The 23,126-nt window shown below is 71.0% G+C and carries 23 protein-coding genes; 14 read left to right on the top strand and 9 right to left on the bottom strand.

Annotation, left to right across the window (positions count from 1 at the left end):
- Positions 1-50: 50 nt before the first annotated feature.
- On the bottom strand, positions 51-1,118 hold the full coding sequence (locus tag ACESMY_RS05615) for an MBL fold metallo-hydrolase (RefSeq protein ID WP_372783057.1): 1,068 nt from the start codon (positions 1,116-1,118) through the stop codon (positions 51-53).
- A 134-nt stretch (positions 1,119-1,252) separates the two neighbouring features.
- Between ACESMY_RS05615 and ACESMY_RS05610 the strand changes: the two genes are divergently transcribed.
- The 5 genes from ACESMY_RS05610 to ACESMY_RS05590 all read left to right on the top strand — a co-directional run bounded on the left by ACESMY_RS05610 (position 1,253) and on the right by ACESMY_RS05590 (position 8,051).
- The gene (locus tag ACESMY_RS05610; RefSeq protein ID WP_372783056.1) at positions 1,253-2,665 is read left to right on the top strand and encodes a M20/M25/M40 family metallo-hydrolase; all 1,413 of its coding nucleotides are present in this window, start codon (positions 1,253-1,255) and stop codon (positions 2,663-2,665) included.
- A 107-nt stretch (positions 2,666-2,772) separates the two neighbouring features.
- Entirely contained in the window at positions 2,773-4,929 is a 2,157-nt protein-coding gene (locus tag ACESMY_RS05605; protein WP_372783054.1) for an ATP-binding protein, read from the top strand.
- 119 nt (positions 4,930-5,048) lie between these two features.
- Positions 5,049-5,984: a helix-turn-helix domain-containing protein gene (locus tag ACESMY_RS05600; RefSeq protein WP_372783052.1), complete on the top strand. Its 936-nt coding sequence runs from the start codon at positions 5,049-5,051 to the stop codon at positions 5,982-5,984.
- Positions 5,985-6,108: 124 nt separating this feature from the next.
- Positions 6,109-7,101: a catalase family peroxidase gene (locus ACESMY_RS05595; RefSeq protein ID WP_372783050.1), complete on the top strand. Its 993-nt coding sequence runs from the start codon at positions 6,109-6,111 to the stop codon at positions 7,099-7,101.
- Positions 7,102-7,136: 35 nt separating this feature from the next.
- Positions 7,137-8,051, top strand: a complete 915-nt coding sequence (locus ACESMY_RS05590) for an alpha/beta fold hydrolase (protein WP_372783048.1) — start codon at positions 7,137-7,139, stop codon at positions 8,049-8,051.
- Between the two features lie 10 nt (positions 8,052-8,061).
- Here the strand turns inward: ACESMY_RS05590 and ACESMY_RS05585 are convergent, their stop codons facing one another.
- Entirely contained in the window at positions 8,062-8,508 is a 447-nt protein-coding gene (locus tag ACESMY_RS05585; protein ID WP_372783046.1) for a MarR family winged helix-turn-helix transcriptional regulator, read from the bottom strand.
- A 150-nt stretch (positions 8,509-8,658) separates the two neighbouring features.
- Between ACESMY_RS05585 and ACESMY_RS05580 the strand changes: the two genes are divergently transcribed.
- Both ACESMY_RS05580 and ACESMY_RS05575 read left to right on the top strand, forming a co-directional pair.
- Complete coding sequence (locus ACESMY_RS05580) at positions 8,659-9,807, top strand: serine hydrolase domain-containing protein (protein WP_372783044.1); 1,149 nt, start codon at positions 8,659-8,661, stop codon at positions 9,805-9,807.
- A gap of 176 nt (positions 9,808-9,983) precedes the next feature.
- Positions 9,984-10,334 (top strand): GFA family protein, encoded by a 351-nt coding sequence (locus tag ACESMY_RS05575; RefSeq protein WP_372783042.1) that lies wholly within the window; start codon positions 9,984-9,986, stop codon positions 10,332-10,334.
- Here ACESMY_RS05575 and rnhA read toward each other — a convergent pair.
- Positions 10,331-10,786, bottom strand: a complete 456-nt coding sequence (gene rnhA, locus ACESMY_RS05570; protein WP_372783040.1) for a ribonuclease HI — start codon at positions 10,784-10,786, stop codon at positions 10,331-10,333. The genes ACESMY_RS05575 and rnhA overlap by 4 nt on opposite strands.
- Complete coding sequence (gene thrB, locus ACESMY_RS05565; RefSeq protein ID WP_372783038.1) at positions 10,783-11,748, bottom strand: homoserine kinase; 966 nt, start codon at positions 11,746-11,748, stop codon at positions 10,783-10,785. Before thrB ends, rnhA begins: the two co-directional genes overlap by 4 nt.
- 151 nt (positions 11,749-11,899) lie before the next feature.
- On the opposite strand from thrB, the gene ACESMY_RS05560 reads away from it, so the two are divergent.
- Positions 11,900-13,657, top strand: coding sequence for a serine hydrolase (locus ACESMY_RS05560; protein ID WP_372783036.1), 1,758 nt, complete (start codon positions 11,900-11,902; stop codon positions 13,655-13,657).
- On the opposite strand, the gene ACESMY_RS05555 is transcribed toward ACESMY_RS05560, so the two are convergent.
- A complete protein-coding gene (locus ACESMY_RS05555) occupies positions 13,654-14,508 on the bottom strand; it encodes a helix-turn-helix transcriptional regulator (RefSeq protein WP_372783034.1) in 855 nt (284 codons plus the stop codon). The genes ACESMY_RS05560 and ACESMY_RS05555 overlap by 4 nt on opposite strands.
- 95 nt (positions 14,509-14,603) lie before the next feature.
- Here ACESMY_RS05555 and ACESMY_RS05550 point away from each other — a divergent pair, with 95 nt between their 5' ends.
- Positions 14,604-15,497 carry an SDR family oxidoreductase gene (locus tag ACESMY_RS05550; protein ID WP_372783032.1) on the top strand — a complete coding sequence of 298 codons (894 nt, stop codon included), beginning with the start codon at positions 14,604-14,606 and terminating at the stop codon, positions 15,495-15,497.
- Between the two features lie 52 nt (positions 15,498-15,549).
- Here the strand turns inward: ACESMY_RS05550 and ACESMY_RS05545 are convergent, their stop codons facing one another.
- From ACESMY_RS05545 to ACESMY_RS05535, 3 genes are read right to left on the bottom strand one after another with little or no spacing between them, the layout of a single operon-like run.
- Positions 15,550-16,422 (bottom strand): ankyrin repeat domain-containing protein, encoded by an 873-nt coding sequence (locus ACESMY_RS05545; protein WP_372783030.1) that lies wholly within the window; start codon positions 16,420-16,422, stop codon positions 15,550-15,552.
- Positions 16,415-16,993, bottom strand: a complete 579-nt coding sequence (locus ACESMY_RS05540; RefSeq protein ID WP_372783394.1) for a sigma-70 family RNA polymerase sigma factor — start codon at positions 16,991-16,993, stop codon at positions 16,415-16,417. The genes ACESMY_RS05545 and ACESMY_RS05540 overlap by 8 nt, the downstream gene beginning before the upstream one ends.
- 43 nt (positions 16,994-17,036) lie before the next feature.
- Positions 17,037-17,924, bottom strand: a complete 888-nt coding sequence (locus tag ACESMY_RS05535) for a hypothetical protein (protein ID WP_372783028.1) — start codon at positions 17,922-17,924, stop codon at positions 17,037-17,039.
- Positions 17,925-18,239: 315 nt separating this feature from the next.
- Between ACESMY_RS05535 and ACESMY_RS05530 the strand changes: the two genes are divergently transcribed.
- On the top strand, positions 18,240-18,563 hold the full coding sequence (locus tag ACESMY_RS05530) for a hypothetical protein (protein WP_372783026.1): 324 nt from the start codon (positions 18,240-18,242) through the stop codon (positions 18,561-18,563).
- Here ACESMY_RS05530 and ispH read toward each other — a convergent pair.
- Positions 18,538-19,491, bottom strand: a complete 954-nt coding sequence (gene ispH / locus ACESMY_RS05525) for a 4-hydroxy-3-methylbut-2-enyl diphosphate reductase (protein ID WP_372783392.1) — start codon at positions 19,489-19,491, stop codon at positions 18,538-18,540. The genes ACESMY_RS05530 and ispH overlap by 26 nt on opposite strands.
- Positions 19,492-19,630: 139 nt before the next feature.
- Here ispH and ACESMY_RS05520 point away from each other — a divergent pair, with 139 nt between their 5' ends.
- From ACESMY_RS05520 to ACESMY_RS05505, 4 genes are all read left to right on the top strand, one after another.
- Complete coding sequence (locus ACESMY_RS05520) at positions 19,631-20,362, top strand: Tat pathway signal sequence domain protein (protein ID WP_372783024.1); 732 nt, start codon at positions 19,631-19,633, stop codon at positions 20,360-20,362.
- Complete coding sequence (locus tag ACESMY_RS05515; RefSeq protein WP_372783022.1) at positions 20,359-22,146, top strand: arginine--tRNA ligase; 1,788 nt, start codon at positions 20,359-20,361, stop codon at positions 22,144-22,146. The genes ACESMY_RS05520 and ACESMY_RS05515 overlap by 4 nt, the downstream gene beginning before the upstream one ends.
- Before the next feature lie 80 nt (positions 22,147-22,226).
- Positions 22,227-22,595 (top strand): glycine zipper 2TM domain-containing protein, encoded by a 369-nt coding sequence (locus ACESMY_RS05510; RefSeq protein ID WP_372783020.1) that lies wholly within the window; start codon positions 22,227-22,229, stop codon positions 22,593-22,595.
- Positions 22,596-22,625: 30 nt separating this feature from the next.
- Positions 22,626-23,087, top strand: a complete 462-nt coding sequence (locus tag ACESMY_RS05505; RefSeq protein ID WP_372783018.1) for a hypothetical protein — start codon at positions 22,626-22,628, stop codon at positions 23,085-23,087.
- Positions 23,088-23,126 lie beyond the last annotated feature (39 nt).

Below are 23,126 nucleotides of genomic sequence, written 5' to 3'. Positions count from 1 at the left end.
AACGCAGTTAGGAACTTGCCGCTAGGGAGATCAACCCGGCGGCCTCACCGCTAGGCCGCGGCCCGGTACCAGTCGATGCCGTTCGCGTCCCGCGTCCGCACCGCCTCGCCGCGCGCCATCAGGCAGTTCAGGTGCGCTAGGCTCTCGCCGGTCGCCAGGCCCAGCAGGTTCTGGTCGATCTTGCGCCGGAACAGCACGTGGAAGACATCCACCACCCGCTTGGGCTCGGCGATCAGGGCCTTCAGCCGCGCAAGCCCCCGCTCATGTCCGCCGATCAGGTGGTCGATGCGCGCGTGCAGGCCGAAGAACGGATCGTTGTGGGCCGGCAGCACCAGCACCTCGTCGGGCACCCGCGTCTTGATCCGCGCCAGCGAGGTCAGCCAGTCGGTCAGCGGGTCGCCGTTGGGCTCGGTCGGGAAGACCGAGACGTTGGAGGAGATCTTCGGCAGCACCTGGTCGCCGGTGATCATCAGGTTGAGGTCGGGGCACCACAGGCAGGCGTGCTCGGGGCTGTGGCCGGAGCCCACCACCACCCGCCAATAGTGGTCGCCGATCAGGATCTCGTCGCCGTCGGTCAGGCGCTGGAAGCTGTCGGGCAGCGCATGCAGCGCGCGCCCGAACCCGCCGAAGCGGGCGCGGTAGGTCTCCAGGGCGTCCTCGTCCCAGCCGGCGGCGCGGAAGAAGTTGATGGCGTCCTGCGGCGCCTCGCGCCCGGTGTCGGCGGCGAGCGACCGGCAGGTCATGAACTCCAGCCGGGTGATCCACAGCTGCGCGTCGAACTTGCGCGTCAGGTAGCCGGACATGCCGATGTGGTCGGGGTGCATGTGGGTGACGAACACCCGGCTGACCGGCTTTCCGGCCAGGGGGCCCTGGAACGCCGCCCGCCAGGCGTCGCGGGTCGCCGAGCCACCCATGCCGGTGTCGACGATCGCCCAGCCGGCTCCGTCGTCGATCGCCCAGACGTTGATGAAGGCGAGCGCCCCGCCCAGCGGCATGCGCAGCCACTTCAGCCCCGGCGCGACGTCGATCGCCTCGCCGGTCTTGGGGCCGTGCTCGAAGGGATAGGTGAGCTTCGGCCGCGGATGTTCCGCAAAGGTCTGTTCAACGCCGTCCCGCAAAATTCTCTCCCGCACGCTCACCCCCTATCTTCGACCCCCCGGGCCGTCAGGGCAAACCCCATCGCCGTGAGGACGCCCGCTTGCCGGGCGCTGCGGCGGCTGAAATAGTCCCGCCAACTTATCGGGGGTCACCAATGTCCAGGCTCATCAGCGCGCTCGCCGCCGCCGCGCTTCTCCTTGCGGGCTCCGCTCAGGCCCAGACGCGGCCCGACCAGGTCGCCTTCCGCGCGCTCTACAAGGAGCTGGTGGAGACCAACACCACCGCCTCGGTCGGCGACTGCACGCTGGCTGCCCAGAAGATGGCCGCCCACCTGAAGGCCGCGGGCTTTCCCGACAAGGACCTGACGATCTTCTCGACGCCGGAATTTCCCAAGAGCGGCGGCCTGGTGGCGGTCTATCCGGGCAGGGATCCGAAGGCCAAGGCGATCCTGCTGCTCGCCCACCTCGACGTGGTCGAGGCCAAGCGCGAGGACTGGACCCGCGATCCCTTCACCCTCATCGAGGAGGGCGGCTACTTCTACGCCCGCGGCGCCTCGGACGACAAAGCCCAGGCCGCGATCTGGGTCGACAGCCTGGTCCGCTACCGGACCGAGGGCTTCAAGCCGAAACGCACCATCAAGATGGCGCTGACCTGCGGCGAGGAGGGCGGCGGGCCGTTCAACGGCGCCTCGTGGCTGGCCGCCAACCGGCGCGAGCTGATCGACGCGGCCTTCGCGCTGAACGAGGGCGCCGGCGGCCAGCTCGACGAGCACGGCAAGCGCATCGCCCACACCATCGAGGCCGGCGAGAAGACCTCGCAGAGCTTCACCCTCGAGGTCACCAACCCCGGCGGCCACTCCTCGCGCCCGGTGCCGGACAACGCCATCTACCACCTTGCCGACGCCCTCGAGAAGATCCGCGGCTACGAGTTCCCGGTGATGATCAACGACGCCAACGGGGGATACCTCGGCAAGATGTCCAAGGTGACCGGCGGCGAGGTCGGCGCGGCCATGGCCGCCCTGGTGGCCAATCCGAAGGACGCCAGGGCCGACGCCATCCTGTCGAAGGACCCGGGCCTGCACACCATGCTGCGCACCACCTGCGTGGCCACCATGCTGAGCGCCGGCCACGCGGCCAACGCCCTGCCGCAGCGGGCCACCGCCAACATCAACTGCCGGATCTTCCCGGGTGTCAGCCGCGAGACCGTGCGCGACACCCTGGTCAAGCTGATCGCCGACCCGGCCGTCTCGGTTTCCAAGGTCGTCGTCTCGCGCGGCGAGGCCAACGCGCCCGCCCCGCCGCTGACGCCGCAGGTCCTGGGGCCGATCGAGAAGCTCAGCGCCGAGATGTGGCCGGGCATCCCGGTGGTGCCGATCCTGCAGGCCGGCGCCACCGACGGCATCGCGCTGACCGCGGTGGGCATCCCGACCTACGGGGTCTCCGGCATCTTCTACGAGCCCGACCTCGGCCGCATCCACGGCCTCAACGAGCGCCTGGGCGTCACCTCGCTCTATGAAGGCCGCGACTTCCTCTACAAGCTGGTCAAGATCTACGCCGACCAGCCCTAGGTCGGCGGTGCGGCTGCGCGCCGGAAGCCGGGACGCCATTAACGCTATCGCCAGGATGGGCCGCTATCCTTGGCGCGGATTCAGTTGTTCCGGAGTTGCTTACGGCCATGAGCCGAACGTCTGCGCACTCGACGTTCCGCCGCACCATGGCCCTCATGGCCGCCGGCAATCAGCTGGCCGTCATCCTGGACGCCGTGGCCCTGTCGGTGGAGGCCGAGGCGCCCGACACCCTGTGCAGCATCCTCTTGCTCGACGACTCCGGGCGCCGGCTGACCCTCGGCGCCGGCTCCAGCCTCCCGGTCGACTACAATGCGGCGATCGAGGGTCTGGAGATCGGGCCGAACGCCGGATCCTGCGGCACGGCGGTGTTCCTCGGTCGGCGCGTGATCGTCGAGGACATCCGGACCGATCCCCTGTGGGCGGACTTCAAGGACCTGGCCGCCGCGGCCGGGCTGCGCGCCTGCTGGTCCCAGCCGATCCACGGGTCCGCCGGCGAAGTCCTGGGCGCCCTCGCCATCTACCACCGCCAGGTCAGCGCGCCCGGCGCGGAGGACATCGGCTTCATCGAGTCGGCGGCCGAATTGGCGGCCATCGCCATCCTGCGCCAGCGCGAGCAGGACGAACTGGCCAGGAGCCAGGCCCGGGCGCTCGCCGCGGTCCAGATCGAAAAGGACACCGCCAGCAACTTCACGACCTTCTTCGAGGTCTCGCTGGACATGCTCTGCATCCGCGACAGCGACTTCAAGTTCGTCAGGGTGAACCGGGCCTGGGAAAAGGTGCTCGGCTATTCGATCGCCGAGCTGGAAGGCGCGTCCATGCTGCCGCTGGTCCATCCGGACGATATCGGCGAGACGCACGGCCACATGGAACGCATGCGCGTCGAGGACGAGGTCATGGGCTTCGTCAATCGCTACCGGCATCGCGACGGGCGCTACAGGCATCTGGAATGGCGCGCGCGGCGGGTCGGCGACATGGTGTTCGGCGTCGCCCGCGACGTCACCGAGCGGCTGGCCCTCGAGGCGGAGATGAGCGCCGCCAAACAGGCGGCCGAGGCGGCCAACCAGGCGAAGAGCGACTTCCTCGCCAATATGAGCCACGAGATCCGCACGCCGTTGAACGGCGTGATCGGCGTGGTCGACGCGTTGGGCCGCACCGAGCTGACGCCGGCCCAGCGTGAGATGGTGGCCCTGATCGAAAGCTCGGGGGTGACGCTGGAGCGGCTGGTGTCCGATATCCTGGACATCTCCAAGATCGAGGCGGGACGGCTGGAGATCGAGCAGCGGGTCTTCGACCTGCAGGACGAGTTCGCCAGCCTGATCGACCTGCATCAGGTTCGGGCCCAGGAGAAGAACCTGTCGTTCCGAGCCGGCTTCGGTCCGCGGGCGCGGGGCGAATTCCACGGCGACAGCACCCGCATCAAGCAGGTGCTGGGCAACCTGCTCTCCAACGCCGTCAAATTTACCGCCGCGGGCGAGGTCCGCCTGACGATCGATGCCGAGGACCCCGGCGGGCCCGGCCAGCCGTGCCGTGTGACCTTCGAGGTGAGCGACACAGGCGTCGGCTTCGACTCCGCGGCCGCGGCGGGCCTGTTCCAGCGGTTCAGCCAGGCCGACACCACGATCACCCGCCGTTTCGGCGGCACGGGCCTCGGCCTGTCGATCAGCAAGGCGCTGGTGGAGATGATGGGCGGCGAGATAACCGCCCAATCCACGGCTGGGCGCGGCAGCCGGTTCCGGGTCACGGTCCCGCTGCCGCGCAACCAGGCCCTGGAGGCCTATGACGCCGGCCTGACCGCCGTGCGGCCCGACGCGGCTCTGGCGAGCGCCCAGCAGATGGCCGACCGCGCGGCGCCCCTGCGCATCCTGCTGGCCGAGGACCATCCCACCAATCAGAAGGTGGTCCAGTTGATCCTCGCGCCCTATGGCGCGGAGATCACCATCGTGGAGAACGGCGCCGAGGCGGTCGAGGCCATGCGGACCGGCGCCTTCGACCTGGTGCTGATGGACACCCAGATGCCGGTGATGGATGGCCTCGCCGCCACCCGCGCCATTCGGCGAGACGAGGAGAGCCTCGGAGGAGCCCCGCGCACCCCGATCGTGATGTTGAGCGCCAACGCCATGGCGCAACACCGCCTGGACGCCCTGGACGCCGGCGCCGACCTGCACCTGGCCAAGCCGGTCACGGCCGCGGCCCTGATCGGCGGCATCGGAGAGGCCCTGGAGATGCAGGCCGCCCGGGCGGCGCGTCTGGCGGTCGGCGCCTAGCGGACAAGCTCAAGATCTGTGCAGTCCGCTGTCCGACGCGTCCGAGCCGCGTGCGACGTCTCGGCGCCCCGCCGGCGGACTGCTAGTCTGGCGCCAGGTTGGGCAAAAGGGTCGGGCCCGTGTCAGAGGCAGATTCCCAGGTCGGAGGCGCGCTTGGGGCCCGGTTCGGGCTGTCGAACCTCCGCGTCCATGTGAGCCGCTCGCTCGCCAGCGGCAGCCTGGCGGTGACCGAGCTGATCTCCGACGTGCCGACCGCCGTCCCCACCGCCAGCATGGCCCATGACGACGCCTTCCTGGTGGGCGTTCAGCTTTCGCCGTCGGATCACGAGATGTGGTTCGCCGGCCGGCCCGCGCCCTCACCGCCCTTCACGCCGGGCGAGACCTGCTTCTACGACCTGCGCCGGGACCCGACGGTGTTCATCCGCGGCCCCTATCATTCACTGCAGTTCTACGTACCCCGGACGGCCATGAACGAGGCCGCCGAATGGGACGGCGCGCCGGCCATCGAAGACCTGCGCTACGATCTCGCCGCCCCCTTGCGCGACCCGGCCATCCGCCACCTGGCCGCGGCGGTGCGGCCGGCTTTCAGCACGCCCGGCGCCGCCAGCGGGGTTTTCCTGGACCACGTGCTCCACGCGCTCGCCGCCCACGTGGCGCACCGCTACGGCCACGCCGCCGACCGCCATGGCCGCCGGCCCCGGCCGCCGGGTCCCGTGGGCCTCGCCGGTTGGCAGCTCAACCGGGCCCGGGAGATGATGGCCGGCCGCCTCGACGAGAAGGTGTCGTTGCGGGACATGGCCCAGGCCTGCGGCCTCTCGGTCAGCTACTTCGCCCGGGCCTTCCGCATCTCGACCGGCCTGCCGCCGCACCGCTGGCTGCTGCACCGCCGCGTCGAGCGCGCCAAGGACCTCCTCTGCCGCACCGGCCTGTCGCTGAGCGAAATCGCGCTCGCCTGCGGCTTCGCCGACCAGAGCCATTTTACCCGGGTCTTCTGCCAGATGGCCGGGACGACGCCGGCGATGTGGCGCCGCGACCGCGGGCCCGCGCTGCACTAGCGCGCGGAAATCCGCAAGATTCTTCCAGCCGGCGACAGAACCGGCAATCGCCGAAGGCCGGTCGTTGAGATCGTCCGCTGAAGTTCGCCACCGCCGATGTGGCCCGCACGAGAGGAGCCTTCCCATGACACGTCACCGCATCGCCCTGGCCGCCGCGGGCCTGACCGCCATCGCCGCGGCGGGCATCGCCTTCGCCGCCGAACCCGCGCCGCCCCAGCCCGCGCCGGGGGCCATGGTGGACGCCCTGCACACCGCCTTCGGCGATCACCACGTCCGCGCCGTCCACGCCAAGGGCGTCATGGCGGTCGGGACCTTCGAGCCCACGGCGGCGGCGGCCCGCCTGTCCAAGGCGACCCTGTTCTCGGCCGGCCCCCGCCCGCTCCTGGCGCGCTTCTCCGACTTCACCGGCATACCCGACATCCCCGATGTGGCGCCCGAGGCCAATCCGCGGGGACTGGCGCTGCAGTTCACGCTGGTCGATGGGTCCAAGGCCAATGTCGTGAGCCACAGCTTCAACGGCTTTCCGACCGCGACCTCGGCGGAGTTCCGCGAGCTGCTGCTGGCCATCCCGGTCAGCGGCCCCACCGCGGCCAAGCCCACGGCGCTCGACCGGTTCCTGGCCGGCCACCCCATCGCGAAGACCTTCCTGACCACCCAGAAGCCGGCGCCGCAGAGCTATGCGACGTTGAGCTATTTCGGCGTCAACGCCTTCGCCTTCACCGGCCCGGACGGCGCCCGCCGTTTCGTCCGCTACCGCTTCATTCCCCTTGGCGGCGAGGCCCTGCTGTCGCCCGCCGACCTGGCGGCCAAGGGCCCGGACTACCTGCAGAGCGAACTGCCGCAGCGCCTGGCCAAGGGGCCGATCGCCTTCGAGTGGTACGCCCAGGTCGCCGAGGCGGGCGACGTCATCGCCGACCCCTCGGTGGCCTGGCCGGAGGGCCGCCGGCTGGTGAAGCTGGGCGTGATCCGGCTCGACCGCATGGCGCCGGATCCGGTCGCGACCGACCGCGCGACGACCTTCCCGCCGCTCGCCGTCCCCGCCGGCATCGAAGCGGCCGACCCTATGCTGGGCGTGCGACAGGGCGCATATCCGATTTCCTTCGCCCACCGCCAATAGCGCGGCGAGCGACTGACTTACCCCCGGGGGCCGCCATGATCCGTTCCGTTCTCGCCATCCTTGCCGCGGCCTGCTTCGCCGCGCCGGCCGCCGCGGCCGTCCAGCCGTTCCCGGCAAGCTTCAAGACCCAGGACGTTCGCCTCGACGGGGTCACCCTGCATGTGCGGGTCGGCGGCCATGGTCCGGCCGTCCTGATGCTGCACGGCTTCGGCGACTCCGGCGACATGTGGGCCCCGCTGGCCGCCGTCATGGTCGCCGACCACACCGTGATCGTGCCCGACCTGCGTGGCATGGGCCTCTCGTCCCACCCCGACCACGGCTACGACAAGAAGTCCCAGGGCGCCGACATGCTGCGGCTGCTCGACCGGCTGCAGGTCCGCCGCTTCGACCTGGTGACCCACGACATCGGCAACATGGTGGGCTATGCGCTGGCCGCCCAGCAGCCGGACCGGGTGACCCGGTGGGTGGTGATGGACGCGCCCCTGCCCGGCCTCGGCCACTGGGACGACCAGCTCAAGAACCCCAAGACCTGGCACTTCAACTTCCACGGCCCCGACGAGGAGCGGCTGGTGAAGGGCCGCGAGCGGATCTTCCTCGACCGGTTCTACAACGAGCTGTCGGCCGACCCGAAGCGCATCGACGTGGCCACGCGGCGTCACTACGCGGTGCTCTATGCGCGGCCGCACGCCATGCATGACGCGCTGGAGCAGTTCGTGGCCTTCCCGGCGGACGGCGTCGACAACCAGGCGTTCGTGGCGCGCGGCAAGCTCACCATGCCGGTCCTGGCGATCGGCGGCAGCGCCTCCTATGGCGCGAGCCTCGCCACCGAGATCGGCTTCGCCGCCGCCAATGTGAAGAGCGCCGTCGTCCAGAATTCCGGCCACTGGCTCATGGAGGAGCAGCCGGCCGCCACCGTCGCGGCGATCACCGGCTTCCTCGCCGCGCCCTAGGCTGCCTGGCTTACGGCTTCTCGCCCAGCCAGGTGCGCAGCGCCTTCAGGAAGGGCAGGACCTCGCGGAACTCCTTCTGGGTGAAGCCGTCGCGCAGGTCTTCCATCTTCGGGCGGATGGCGGCCATCGACTGGGCGTAGCATTGCCGCCCGTCGGCGGTCAGCCAGATGCGCTTGCGCCGCAGGTCCGAGGAGCAGTGCTCCACGCGGACCAGCTCGCGGGCGTGCAGCCGCTGCAAGGTGTTGGTCAGACCGTTCTTGGTCATCTGCAGGGCGCGGGCGATCTCCAGCGGCGTGATCCCGTCGCCGCGGCGCGAAAGATGGTTCATCACCTCGAATTGCGGATAGGTCAGGCCGACCGGGAGCTTGCGCGCGATGGCCGTACGCACCAGATGTTCGATGTAGCGGATTTCGTCCAGGACCTGGACGTCGGGATGGTCTTCCGGTTCGGCGGCCATGGCGGCCTCCATCGTTCGAATCCGAACAGGCTAGGCCATTCGAAACCGAACATCAAGTTCGAGATCGAACTAAATCGCCCCTGCACCCCGGTGTTTGACCTTTGGCCGCCGCCTATGTCCCTTAGGCGCGACGAAAGCCACGGAGCGACCATGACCCAGCCCTCGGACGCCGGCCTCGCCGGCCGCCTCGACGCCGCCATCGACCGGGCGCTGGCCGACCAGCGGATCGTCGGCGGGATCGTCCTGGTGGCTGAGGACGGCGAGACCGTCTACGCCCGCGCCGCGGGGCTGGCCGACCGCACGGCCGGCCGCGCCATGACGCCCGACACGATCTTCCGCATGGCCTCGCTGACCAAGCCGATCGTCACCGCCGCGGCGCTCGGCCTGGTCGAGGACGGCGTGATCGGCCTCGACGACCCGGTGACCCGCTGGCTGCCCGGTTTCCAGCCGCGGTACGAGGGCAAGGCCCCGCCGATCACCGTCCGCCAGCTGCTGACCCACACCGCCGGCCTCTCCTACGGCTTCATGCAGCCGGACGACGGGCCCTACCTGCGCCTCAAGGTCTCCGACGGCATGGACCAGCCGGGCCTCACGTTCGGCGAGGAGCTCCCGCGCGTGGTGGAGGCCGGCCTCTTCTATCCCCCGGGCGCCGCCTGGCTCTATTCGGTGTCCATGGACGTGCTGGGCGCCGCCATCGAGCAGGCTGCGGCCAAGTCCCTGCCGCAGGTGGTGGCCGAGCGGGTCACGCGCCCGCTCGGGATGGCCGACACCGGCTTTACGGTCACCGACCCCGCGCGCCTCGCCGTTCCGTATGCGGACGGTTCGCCGCCCGTCGAGATGGGCGAGGCCTGCACCGTCCCCTTCTTCGGCCTCTCCGGCATCCGCTTCGCGCCGGGCCGGGCGTTCGATCCCAGGTCCTTCCCCTGCGGCGGGGCGGGCATGGTCGGGACGGCGCCGGAGTTCCTCAGCTTCCTGGAAGCGATCCGCACCGGCGGCGGCGGGGTGGTCGGCGCCGACAGCGCGCGGCAGATGATGAGCAACCAGACCGGCGACCTCGCCATCGTCACCAACGGCCCAGGCTGGGGCTTCGGCTTCGGCGGCGCGGTCCACCTCGACCCGGCGCTCTCGGCCTCGGTCCACTCCAAGGGCGTCTGGCTCTGGGGCGGCGTCTACGGCCACAGCTGGTTCGTCGATCCGGCGCGCAAGCTCAGCGTGGTCATCATGACCAACACCGCGATCGAGGGTATGACCGGGACCTTCGCCACCGACATCGCCGCCGCGGTGCAGACCAAGGCCTAGCCGGCCCTCGCCGCCTCCGCCCCTCTTGCTGAACATGGCCCCAAACCAACTACGTTCAAGAATGGCGGCGGCGGTTTGGTTTCGGCAGACTTCGGCAGCGGAGGAGTGTCGCCATGGTGCTGACCGGCGGGTGTTACTGCGGAGCCTTGAGATTTGAGGCCGAGGGGGAGATCCGCATGCGAGGCCTCTGCCTCTGCCGGACCTGCCAGAAGATTTCCGGAGGCGCCGGAAACCTGTTCATAGGGCTGGAGGCTGACGGCTTCCGCTATTCGCGTGGCGAGCCCCGCCGCTTCACCCATCCGGAGGCCGCCGACGCCCCGACCCGGGAGTTCTGCGGCGACTGCGGCGTGCACATCGCCGCCCGTTCGCCCAGGGCCCCCGGCGGCCTCATCGTCAAGGTCGGCGCGTTGGACGATCCCGCGGTCTTCGAGGGGCCCAGCCTGGTGGTCTGGACCGAGGACAAGCACGATTTCCATATGGTGCCGGAGGGCGCCCGCGCCTTTCCGCGCGTGCCGGGAAGGCCCTAGCCGGCCCTCGCCGCCTCCAGCGTCTCCAGCATCCCCTCGCGCGCCAGCTGGTCGGCGCGCTCGTTGAGTTCGTGGCCCGCGTGGCCCTTCACCCAGCGCCAGGCGACCTCGTGGCGCAGGCGCGCGGTATCGAGCCGCTTCCAGAGGTCGTCATTCTTCACCGGCTTCTTGTCGGCGGTCAGCCAGCCGCGCCGCTTCCAGTTGTGGATCCACTCCGAAATACCCTTCATCACGTACTGGCTGTCGGTGTGCAGCTCGACCTTGCAGGGCTTGGTCAGCGCCTCCAGCGCCTGGATCGCCGCCATCAGCTCCATGCGGTTGTTGGTGGTGGCCGGCTCCCCGCCCTTCAGCTCCCGCGTCTTGCCGCCCGACTGCAGGATCGCGCCCCAGCCGCCGGGCCCCGGATTACCGGAACACGCGCCGTCGGTGTGGATCACCACCTGCGGCGTCATCCGGCCGCTCCGAACAGCACCAGGTCCGGCGAGGCGCGGTGGACGGCGAGCTTGCGCTCGTATTCCAGCGGGTCCTTCGGCCGCACCAGGGCGCCTTCCGGCGTCGCCCCCCAGTCGGCCAGCCGGGTCAGGAAGAAGCGCATGGCCGCCCCGTGCGCCAGCACCGGCAGGGCCGATCGTTCGAGATCGGACAAGGGCCTGCGGCTCTCGTAGCCGGCCACGAGCTGCCGCGCCGAGGTGATGTTGAAACTGCCGTCCGGCTCGAAGCACCAGGCGTTCAGCCCCACGGCGATATCGTAGGCGAGCGCGTCGACGCAGGCGAAGTAGAAGTCGATGGCCCCGGCGAATTTTCCCTGCGCGAAGAACACGTTGTCGGGGAAGTAGTCGGCGTGGATGACCCCTTCCGGAAGCGCGCCCGGCCAGCTCGCAGCCAATAGTTCGAGATCGGACGATATGGTCTTCGCCAGGCCCGGCTTGAGGTTCTCGGCCGCGTCGGTCAGGTCCTTGAAGAGCGGCGCCCAGGCCGCCTGGCCGAGGTCGTTGGCCCGCGCCAGCGGGAAACCCTGCGCCGCCAGGTGCAGCTCGGCGAGCCCCGCGCCGGCCTCGCGGCAATGGGCGGCGGTGGGCCGGCGGACCGAGAGGCCGGAGAGGAACGAGACGATGGCGCAGGGCTTGCCGCGCACGGTCTTCAGCAGTTCGCCGTTGCGGTCGGCGATCGGCCGGGCGCTCGGAAAGCCGTGCTCGGCCAGCCAGCGCAGCAGCTCCAGGAAGAACGGCAGGTCGGCCGCCCGCACCCGGCGCTCATAGACCGTCAGGAAGAACCGCCCCTGCTCGGTCTCCAGCAGGAAGTTGGAATTCTCCACCCCCTCGGCGACGCCCTTCAGGCTGAGCGCCTGGCCCAGGTCGAAGTCGGCCAGCAGCCCTGCCACCTCCTCGTCGGTGATGTCGGTATAGACGGCCATGGCCCCGGAATGCGGTAGCTCGCCCGGAGCGTCAAGGCGGCGGCGACACTGAAACGAGACGGCAAAGTCCCGCAGCTACGCTTGGTGAGGCGCCGGCGAGGCGGGCTGACAGGCGGGGGCTCGGATGACTGGAACCCAGGATCAACTCCCCTTGGCGCGCGGTCCGGTCCTGCGCCGGACCTTGCTGGCGGCGCTGCCCGCCCTGGCCATCGCCTCGCGAGGCCTGGCCCAGACGCCGCCGGCCCCGCTGATCGGCGTCTGGGACGGCCTCCTGCAGCTGCCGGGCGGGCGGCTTCGGCTGGCGCTGGAGATCAGCGAGGCGGGGGACGGCTACGGCGTCGTGCTGCGAAGCCTCGACCAGGGCGGCGGCCCGATCCCCGCGACCATCAAGACGGCCTCTGGAAAGATCGCCATCGAAGCCGCCTCGATCAACGCGCGCCTGGACGGCGCGATGGCGGCCGACGGCCGGCTGGTGATGACCTTCACCCAGCTGGGCGCGCCGAGCCAGATCGTCTTCTCCCGGCGCCCCGGCGGCGCTGCTCCGCCGCCCTTGCCGCGGACCCTGCTGGGTCCCGTCCCCTCCGACGCCGACATCCTGGCCGAGCTCAAGTCGCGGATCGACGTCGAGAAGCGCGGCGTCGGCCTGGTGGTCGGCATCGTCGACGCCGCCGGCAAGCGCCGGATCATCGCCTACGGCGCCCGCGCCAAGGGCTCGGTCAAGCCCCTCGACGGCGACACGCTTTTCGAGATCGGCTCGATCACCAAGACCTTCACCAGCCTGCTGCTCGCCGACGCCGTCCGCCGTGGCGAGGTGAAGCTGGACGACCCGCTGGTCAAATACCTGCCGCCGGGCAGCAAGGTCCCGGAGCGCGGCGGCCGCCAGATCACCCTGATCGACCTGGCCACCCACACCTCCGGCCTGCCGCGGATGCCGGCGAACTTCGCGCCCGCCAACCGGGCCAATCCCTATGCGGACTATCCGGCCGAGCGGCTCTACGCCTTCCTCGCCGACTATCAGCTGCCGCGCGATATCGGCGTGACCTGGGACTATTCGAACTACGGCGTGGCCCTGCTGGGCCAGGCGCTCGCCCGCCGGGCCGGGACGGACTACGACACCCTGGTCCGCACCCGCGTGCTGCGGCCGCTCGGCATGACCTCAACGGCCATCAAGCTGACGCCGGCGCTCGCCGAGCGCTTCGCGACGGCCCACGACGCCGAACTCAACGCGGTTTCGGAGTGGAACCTCGACGGCTTCGCGCCGGCCGGTGCGCTCCGCTCGTCCGCCAACGACATGCTGACCCTGCTGGCCGTCGAGAGCGGCGCCAGACAAAGCCCGCTCAGCGCCGCCATGGCCGACCAGCTTCGGGTGCGCCGCCCCCGGGCCGTCCCCAACCAGGCCCAGGCGCTCGGTTGGCAGGTCGCCAGCTACCTCAATGGCGAACTGGCCAGCCACGGCGGCGCGACCGCGGGCTTCCAGACCTTCGCCGGCTTCGACCGGGGACGCAGGCTGGGCGTCGTGGTGCTGTCCAATACGGCCAATCCCGTCGAGGATATCGGCCTCTATGTGCTGGGCGGCCCGCATCCCGCCACGCTCGCCCCGCGGCCGCCTAGGCCGTCGTCGCGGCCGGCGATCGCCATCGATCCGGCCATCCTGCCGGCCTATGCCGGGGTCTATCGGCTGGGCCCCAAGTTCACGGTGACGGTGACGGTCGAGGACGGGAAGCTGATGGTCGGCCCCACCGGCCAGGCCAAGCGCGCGCTGATTCCGGTCGGCCGTGACGAGTTCGTGGTGACCGGCGTCGAAGCCCTGGTCACCTTCCACCGCGACGTCGAGGACAAGGTCTTCGGCCTCGCCCTGGCCCAGAACGGCCAGACCAGCAACGCGCCGCGCGAGCCCGACCCTCGCTAGCGGAGGTTCGAGGTCGATGAGGCCGCCGAGGTCACCATCGAGCTGATCTTTTCGGCGTCCGCCGGGGTCGCGGGATTGTAGATCAGCAGGCTGAGGTCCGGCCGGCCGTCCACCGCGAAGACCGAATACTCGAACGCGATCCGGCCGAGTTCCGGATGGCGGATGTGCTTCACCGCCTCGCCGTGGGTGAGGACCTCGTTGCCGCGCCACATCGTCTTGAACTCGGGGCTGAGCTGGCAGAGCTCGTCCACCAGGGGCTCCACCTCCGCCGCGGCCCCCGCGCGCGCCGCGTCGACCCGGAATTGGCTCACCACGAACCGCGCCACGCCGGCCCAGTCGTAGTGAGCGGCGCGGGCCCGCGGATCGAGGAAGATGAACCGCAGCGCATTGCGTTCCTGCGGCGGCACGGCTCCGTAGTCGAACAGCATCACCGTCGCCGCCCGGTTCCAGGCGACGACATCCCAGGTGGCGGTGCGGATCAGCGCCGGCGTGGGCTCCAGGGTGTCGAGGACCCGCTGCAGCCGCGGCGTGACGCCCTCGTCCTTGCGGTAGCGGGCCTCCGGCGCCCGGCCGAGGCCCAGCAGGAAGAGGTGCTCGCGCTCGGCGTCGGTCAGCATCAGCGCCCGCGCGATCCGGTCGAGCACATCGGCGGAGGGCGCGCCGCCGCGGCCCTGCTCCAGCCAGGTGTACCAGGTCGGGCTGATGGCGGCCCGCTGGGCGACCTCCTCGCGGCGCAGGCCCGGCGTGCGGCGGCGCTCCGGCGGAAATCCAAACGTCGCCGGATCGAGCTTGCCGCGGCGGTCCTTCAGATAGCTCCCGAGCCGCCTGTCGTGCCCGCCGCGCCCGCTCATCCTGTTAGTCTCTATACCCTGATAAGATCACTACTTTACCAGGATACCTCACTCGCCGACATTTGTCGCCGGTCGGGGTTGTGGAGGTCTTGGCGATGCGTGTGTTTGTCACTGGAGCGACGGGATTCGTCGGTGCGGCGGTCGTTGCGGACCTGATCGGGGCCGGCCATCAGGTGCTCGGCCTCACGCGGTCGGACGCCGGCGCGAAGGCGCTGGCCGCCGCCGGGGCCGAGGCGCACCGGGGGTCGCTGCAGGACCTGGACAGCCTGAAGCACGGCGCCGAGCGGTCGGACGGGGTGATCCATCTGGCCTTCAACCATGACTTCTCGACCTACATGGCCAACTGCGAGGACGACCGGCGGGTGATCGCGGCCCTGAGCTCGGTGCTCGCCGGATCCGACCGGCCGCTGCTGGTGACCTCCGGGACGGGCATGAGCTCGCACGGTCCGGATCAGCCGGCCACCGAGGACGACCGGCCCGCCAGCTCCGCCATGGTGCCGCGCGCCGCCTCGGAAGAGGCCGTGGACGCCGCGGTGTCCGATGGCGTCAACGCCTGCGTCGTGCGCCTGCCGCAGGTGCACGACCCGGAGCGCCAGGGCCTCATCAGCCTTGCGGTCGACATGGCTCGGGAGAAGCGCGTCTCGGCCTATATCGGCGACGGCGCCAACCGCTGGGCGGCGGCGCACCGGCTCGATGTGGCGCAGCTCTACCGCCTGGTCCTGGAGAAGGGCGAGCGCGGCGCGCGCTACCATGCGGTCGCGGAGGAAGGCGTGCCGATGCGCGCCATCGCCGAGACCATCGGCCGGCGGCTGGGTGTGCCCGTGCGGTCCCTCACGCCGGAGGAGGCGCCGGAGTTTCTCGGGTTTCTCGCCATGTTCGCCGGCCGCGACGGCTCGGCCTCGAGCGCCCTCACCCGCCGGCGGCTCGGCTGGAGCCCGACCGGGCCCGGCCTCATCGCGGACCTCGAGCAGTTGCGCGTCGACAGCTGAACGCCCGGAGCCGCCCACCCTCCTCTCTCGAAGCAAGGCCGGCGCTCTCCCTTCACGGATCAAGACCAAGGGCGTGATGGAGTTCTGCGTCGCCGAGCGACATGGCCATGTCTCTCGCCGAGACGCCGGCGTGGTTCTTCCGCTCCAGGCTGGCTCCGCGGCGGCGCAGGAGGGCGGCGGCGGCAGGCTGGTCGGCCTGGATCGCCTTCATCAGGGCGGTTTCGCCCTCGTCATCGGGGGCGTCGACGGGGGCGCCGCTGGCCAGCAGGGCGGTTACTTCGGCGGTCCGGCCAGCGGCGGCCGCGTCGCGCAGCCTCGTGGACCGCTCGGCCGGCGAGCCCGGGGACGACCTCACCGCGAGCGACGCGGCCGGGGCGGGCACGCGCTCGCCCGTCACGACGACAAGTTCCGACACCTCGGTTGAAGGCCCCGCCGACACTGCGGGAGGAGGGCCGGGCGCCGGCGCGATCTGCGGCGCCGGCGAGGGCGCGGCCCGCGCGGGGTCAGGTGACGAGGGCGTCGCGGCGCGCCGGGCGACGGTGAGGGCGGGGGCCGCCTGCGAGGGCGCCCTGGCGGCGGGCGCCGGCGAGGCTGCAATCCCTGGAGCCGCAATCCCCGGAGTCGGTGGGGCTGGGACCGCCGTCGCCGGCGGCGCGGGCCGCTGCCGGTTCGAAGCCGGCGAGTAGACCTGGGTAGCCAGGAACACGCTCAGTCCCGCCACGCTGGCCGCCGCCAGCCAGCCGCCACGCCCCCAGGCGGATCGCCGTGGCGGTAGAGAGGGCGCGGCGGGCGCCGCCGGCTCGCGCGCGACGGCGGCGAGGACCCGCGCGCGCCGCGCGGCGCGGGCGGCATCGTCGTTCAGGACCGCTTCGGCCTGGGCGTAGGCCTTGTCCATCGGATCGGGCGTGGCGTCATGATCAGACATAGGCCGACCTCTCACCAGCGAGCGACTGTCGAAGTTTGGCGCGCGCATAGCGCAACCTGCTCTTGGCCGTCTCCACGGTGACGCCGGTGACCTGGGCGATCTCTTCCAGCGAGAGCCCGGCCTGGGCGAACATGACGAAGACCCCGCGCTGCTCCAGGGGCAAGGCCTCGACCGGGCTGATGATCTCCTGGGCGAGTTCGCGCGATTGCACCTGCTCCAGAGGCGTCTGACCCGGGTCGGGGACCATCATCGCCGCATCGTCCTGAGCCGACGAAAGGACGGCGACCTTTTGCCGGCGGAAGTGGTCCCAGGTCTTGTGGCGCGCGATGGTGAAGAGCCAGGCGGGAAAGCTCGCCTTGCCGGGGTCGAAGGCGGCCGCGGTCTTGGAGATCGCGATCCAGGTTTCCTGATGCAGGTCCTCGGCGGCGTCGCCGTGCGCGGCGCCCAACAATCTGCGGATGAACTGGAAGCATGGACGATCATATCGGTCATAGAGCCGCGCGAAGGCATGTGGATCGCCGGCGCCGTGGGCGCGCAACAGGTCAGCGTCGTCCGCGGCGTCCGGCTCCATCAAGGCCAAGCCTAGTCCCTGCGCGGCCGGGCGCGCAAAGGCCTTAGGGCCTGCCCGGCGGGTCTGGCGCATATCCGGCCCCGTCGGAATTCGAGGGGAAGGGGCGCGGCCGGTGACCCCAATCCCGCGCGGGTCGGATCACGCCGCTGGCGACCAGGTTGTCGTAGGTGTCGTATTCGATCCGGCGGATGAGCTGGGGATAGGGCGTCGCCCGCTCGAACGGCACGTTGTAGGTGACCGACCATTCGCGCGCGCCGTGCCCGGTGCCCAGCTTTTCCGCGCGCCGCTCCGCGGTCACCACGATATCGGAGGGGTCGGTTGCGGGCGCCCCTGACCGCGAGGGCGGCGCTGGCGCCACGACCGGTGAAGGAATGCGCTGACCGGTGACGACCATCTCGGAAACCTCCGAGTTGGAGCGGTTCCGACCGTCAGACCTGGCCTCGGCCGGCTGGACGGGGAGCGGAGCGGCGACCCGTTCCTTGAAGGCGGCGATGCCGATGACGCCCACGTCGCCGGGCCGGCCGGTGCGCGCGGCGTAGGATTGCGGGAGCGGCGCGAAGACGAACGCAGCCACCTCGGTGTCGGACTTGCGCCACCCGCTCAGGTCATAGGACTGATAGGGGCTGAGCACATAGCCTGTCTGGCCATAGCCGGCCGTTTCGCCGCTGATGATATTGACGCCGTCGACCGACAGGACCACCAGCACGCGGCCGCCGCTGTGGTTCACGACGCGCAGGCTGTAGCGCGCGCCCGGCTGGCCGGCGACGAACAGGCGCCTGTCGTGAGGCCAGACCCGCAGCGCCTGGCCGGTTTCACGATCCACCACCTGCAGATCCACGAGATCGGGGCCGGCCTGGGCTTTCGCCGCGCCGGAAAATCCGATCGCCGAGATCGCCATCGCCAGAACCGTCCGACGTCGCAGGGACGCCATCGTTCTTTCCGCGGTCGTCATGTGAGCCTCCTGAGCCATACATGACGACCTACGCGGCCGGCCGGCGGACGGGGTTGGCGCCGCGCGATTTTTCTGACGGGGCGGTCTGAACCTCTACACCGCTGGAGCGAGCGCCCTCACCCGCCGGCGGCTCGGCTGGAGCCCGACCGGGCCCGGCCTCATCGCGAACCTCGAGCAGTTGCGCGTCGACAAATGACCGCTCGAAGCCCTGACCGGCGCTGAGGGCCGCGGGGAGGGACTCCCGCACCTCCCACGGGTTCCGGTCCGCCGCCGCATGGGCTAGGTCTTTGCGCGATGAACCTTCGAATCCTCATGGCCGCGGCTGCGGCGGCGCTCTGCCTGGGCGGGGTCGGACCCGTCCTGGCTCAGGCGCCCGACGACCCGCTTCCGCCCGGCCCCGGCAAGGACGCCGTCGTGCGCGTCTGCACGGCCTGCCATGACGCGACGCAGTTCGCCTACGCGCGCCACACGCCCGACGAATGGGACAATGAGATCGCCAAGATGCAATCGGCGGGCGCCGAGATGACCGCCGAAGAGCAGACCGCCATCTCGGCCTACCTGGCCAAGAACCTCCCGAAGCCCGCGCCGGCCCCTACGCCAGCACCCGCGGGAGCTTGAAGCTCACGGTCTCGCGCTCGGCGTCGATCTCCTCGACGGAGACCGCGAAGCGCTCGGCCAGCCGGTCGATGACGCCCTGCACCAGCACCTCCGGCGCCGAGGCTCCGGCGGTGACGCCCACCACGCCGACGCCTGCCAGCCAGCTGAGGTCCAGCCCGCCGGCGTCGTCGATCAGATAGGCCCGGGCCCCGGCCCGGCGGCCCACCTCGGCCAGCCGCACGGAGTTGGAGGAATTGGCGCTCCCCAGCACCAGCAGCACCTCGCTCTTCGCCGCCACCTGTTTCACCGCCTCCTGGCGGTTGGTGGTGGCGTAGCAGATGTCTTCCTTGTGCGGCGCGGCGATGTCGGGGAAGCGGGCCCGCAGCGCCGCGACGATCTCCGCCGTGTCGTCGACCGACAGCGTCGTCTGGGTGACGAAGGCGACATTGGCCGGGTCCCGCGGCGCGAACGTCCGCGCGTCCTCCACGGTCTCGATCAGCGCCACCGCGCCCTCCGGCAGTTGGCCCATGGTGCCGACCACTTCCGGGTGGCCGGCGTGGCCGATCAGCACGATCTCACGGCCCGCGTCGAAGTGGCGCCCGGCCTCCACATGCACCTTGGAGACCAGCGGGCAGGTGGCGTCGAGGTAGAGCATCTTGCGCTGCCTGGCCTCGGCCGGCACCGCCTTGGGCACCCCGTGGGCGGAGAACACCACCGGCCGGTCGGCGGGGCACTCGTCGAGCTCCTCGACGAACACCGCGCCCAGCGCCTTCAGCCGCTCCACCACATGGCGGTTGTGGACGATCTCGTGGCGCACATAGACCGGCGCGCCGTACTTGCCGATCGCCCGCTCGACGATCTGGATCGCCCGGTCGACGCCGGCGCAGAAGCCGCGCGGGGTGGCGAGCAGGACGGTCAGCGGCGGGCGGGCGGCGGGCGGGGGCGACATCGCCGGCAAGGTAGGGCCTCCTTCCTGGCAAGGTAAGGGGGCGTGGCCGCCAGCCGCGTTGCCGCCGCAATCTCCAGGCTGTACTAGGACGGCATCTTCACGCGAAGCTTTCGCGCCCACCCGTTCACGGACGCCCGCCATGCGCCGCCTCATCCTGCTCGCCGCCTCGGCCTTCATGGTCGCAGCGCCCTTCGCGGCCCACGCCCAGTATCCGGGCGGCGGCGGCGGCGGCTATCCGGGCGGCGGCGGCGGCGCGGGGGGCCGCGGCGGCGGCGACCAGGACAAGCAGTCGCAGGACGACGCCAAGAAGAAGAAGCGCGACAAGGACTGGGGCGACAACCAGGCCGCCCTGCCGCAGCTGCGCAACGCCGGCCCCTGCCCGTTCGTCAAGTCGCTCTACGACGCCAGCCGCTACGTCGAGTTCAAGGATGACCGCGAGGCCTCGGCCAACGTCGGCTTCTCCGGCGAGATCCAGGGCATCTCCGCGGGCTGCCAGTACAAGGACGACCAGCCGATCAGCGTCTCGATGGATGTGCTGTTCGAGCTCGGCAAGGGCCCGATGGCCCAGGGCGGGTCGAAGACCTACCGCTACTGGGTCGCCGTCACCGACCGCAATCGCGAGGTGATCGCCCGCCAGGAGTTCGATCTGCCGGTGAACTTCAACGGCAAGGACCGCGTCTACATCACCGATTCCATCGCCAACATCATCATCCCGCGCGGCACCACCACCACCTCCGGCGCCAATTTCGAGATCCTGGTGGGCTTTGACGTGACGCCGCAGATGGCGGCGTTCAACCGCCTGGGCAAGCGCTTCCGGGTGAACGCCGGGACGACCGCGGTGGCGTCCGGGGACACGACAAACCGCCGATGAGCGACCTCAAGCGGGGCTTAGGCGAAGCGGTCGAGGCCGCCTTCGCCGACCTCGGCCTGCCGCCCGAACTGGGCCGCGTCACCGCCTCGGACCGCCCCGACCTCGCCGACTTCCAGTCCAACGGCGCGCTGGCTGCCGCCAAGCGCGTGGGCAAGAACCCGCGCGAGATCGCGACCGCGGTGGCCGAGCGCCTGGCCGGCGACCCCCGCCTGGCCGCCGTCGAGATCGCCGGCCCCGGCTTCATCAACCTGAAGCTCACCGACGCCGCCCTGTCCGAGCGCGCCCGCGCCATCGCCGCCGACCCGCGTCTGGGCGCCGAGACGCTCGCCCATCCGCGCCGCGTGCTGGTCGACTACGGCGGCCCCAATGTCGCCAAGCCCATGCACGTCGGCCACCTGCGCGCCTCGATCATCGGGGAGTCCATCAAGCGGCTCTACCGGTTCCGCGGCGACGAGGTGAAGGGCGACGCCCACTTCGGCGACTGGGGCTACCAGATGGGCCTCCTGATCGGCGCGGTGATGGACGAGACGCCCGCGATCGCCGCCGCCGTCGAGGCCTTGAACGCCGGACAATCCGGTGGCGCCCCGCTTCCTGACGTCGGCGCCTTCGAGACCGTCAGCCTGGCCGACCTCGACCGGCTCTATCCGCTGGCCGCCGCCAAGGGCAAGGACGACACCGCCTACCGCGACCGCGCGCGCAAGATCACCGCCGGCCTGCAGGCCAAGCAGCCGGGCTACTACGCGCTCTGGCAGCGGTTCCGCGACGTGACCCAAGTGGCGCTGGAGCGCGACTTCCATGCGCTGGGCGTCGACTTCGACCTCTGGAAGGGCGAGAGCGACGTCGAGGACCTGATCGCCCCAATGGTGGAAGAGCTCGACGCCAAGGGCCTGCTGGTCGACGACCAGGGCGCGCGGATCATCCGCGTGGTCCGCGACGGCGACAAGAAGGAGCTGCCGCCGCTGCTGGTGGTCTCCTCCGAAGGCTCGGCCATGTACGGCACCACCGACCTCGCCACCATCCTCGACCGCAAGCGCGAGTTCGCACCCGACCTGGTCATCTACTGCGTCGACCAGCGCCAGGCCGACCACTTCGAGATCGTGTTCCGCGCCGCCTACCTCGCCGGCTACGCGACCGAGGGCCAGCTCGAACACGTCGGCTTCGGCACCATGAACGGGACCGACGGCAAGCCCTTCAAGACCCGCGAGGGCGGGGTCCTGAAGCTCAACGACATGATCGAGATGACCCGGACCAAGGCCCGCGAGCGCCTGCACGAGGCCGGCCTCGGCGAGGACCTGCCGCCGGCCGAGTTCGAGGACATCGCCGGCAAGGTCGCGGTCGCCGCGCTGAAGTTCGCCGACCTGCAGAACTTCCGCGGCACCTCCTACGTCTTCGACCTCGACCGCTTCACCAGCTTCGAGGGCAAGACCGGCCCCTACCTGCTCTACCAGGCGGTCCGGGTGAAATCCCTGCTGCGCCGCGCGGCCGACGAGCAGGTCGAGCCGGGCCCGATCACCGTCACCGAACCGGCCGAACGCGAGCTCGTGCTCACCCTCGACGCCTTCGAGAGCGCGCTCGCCGAGGCCTACGACCGCTGCGCGCCGAACGCGGTGGCCGAGCACGCCTACCGCCTCTCCCAGGCCTTCTCCAGGTTCTACGCCGCCTGCCCGATCCTCCAGGCCGAGCCCGCCACCCGCGCCTCGCGCCTGGCCCTGGCCCGCACCACGCTCGCCCAGCTCGAACAGGCCCTCGACCTCCTCGGCATCAGTGTTCCGGAGCGGATGTAGCGCCGCCGAACCTCTGTCTGCATCCCGACACAGCCCTGGCGCGTTGTCTGTCCACAGAACAAGGACATGAGACCCACGCCATGCGAAACCTGCTCGCCCTCACCGCCCTCGCGGCGGGGATATCCCTGCCCCTGATAGCGGCTCCCATGTCGGCCAGCGCCTCCTGCGAGAGCCGCAAGAACACCGGGACCCTGGTCGGCGGCGTCGCCGGCGCGCTGGTCGGCAACTCGATCTCCCACCGCGGCGCGGGCGGCGCGATCATCGGCGGCCTCGGCGGCGCGGTGATCGGCCACGAGATCGCCAAGAGCGGCTGCGGGACCTATCGCCACGCATCCCGCCGCGGCCGCGGCGCGCCGCCGCAGCAGGCCGCCGCCCCGGCCGGCCGGATGTACTACGACCAGTACGGCAATGCGGTGGTCAGCCCCGCGCCCGCCGACTATCGCCGCTGACCCCGCCGCCCAACCAAGGTGCCAATCCCCATGACCCGCCACGCCGCGACGGCCGCTCTGGCCCTGGCCGTTCTCAGCCTCGCCGCCTGCGACAGCCGCCACGACATGGCGACCAACGCCAAGCTCTGCGCCGACTTCAAACAGGCCAAGCCCGCCCCGATCGTCGCCGGCGCCGAGGGCGCGGCCCCGGTCGACGAGTGCGTGCGCCGCTGGGCCTATAGCCTCGCCCCCAGCCACGATCCCGCGGCCACCGTCGCCGAGGCCGTCGTCGCGGCCTGCAACGTCCAGCTCGCCCGCTGGAACCAGCAGACGCTCAGCCAGCCGGGCGCCGACTTCGAGGCCAACTCCATCACCACCGGCCAGCCGACCACCCCGATCGCCGAGCACGGCGTCTTCGCCGCCGGCCGGGCGCTCTTCTACGTGGTCCAGGCCCGGGCCGGCGCCTGCCCCGCCCCGCCGATCACCAACGGCGTCCCCGACGGGATCACCTAGCCCCGCCGAACCGCACTTGCCCCGCGCCACGGTCCCGCT

This window comes from Phenylobacterium sp., from assembly GCF_041691455.1.
In the GTDB taxonomy this organism is placed as follows: Bacteria; Pseudomonadota; Alphaproteobacteria; order Caulobacterales; family Caulobacteraceae; genus Phenylobacterium.
This window is presented reverse-complemented; position numbering and strand designations above follow the sequence as displayed.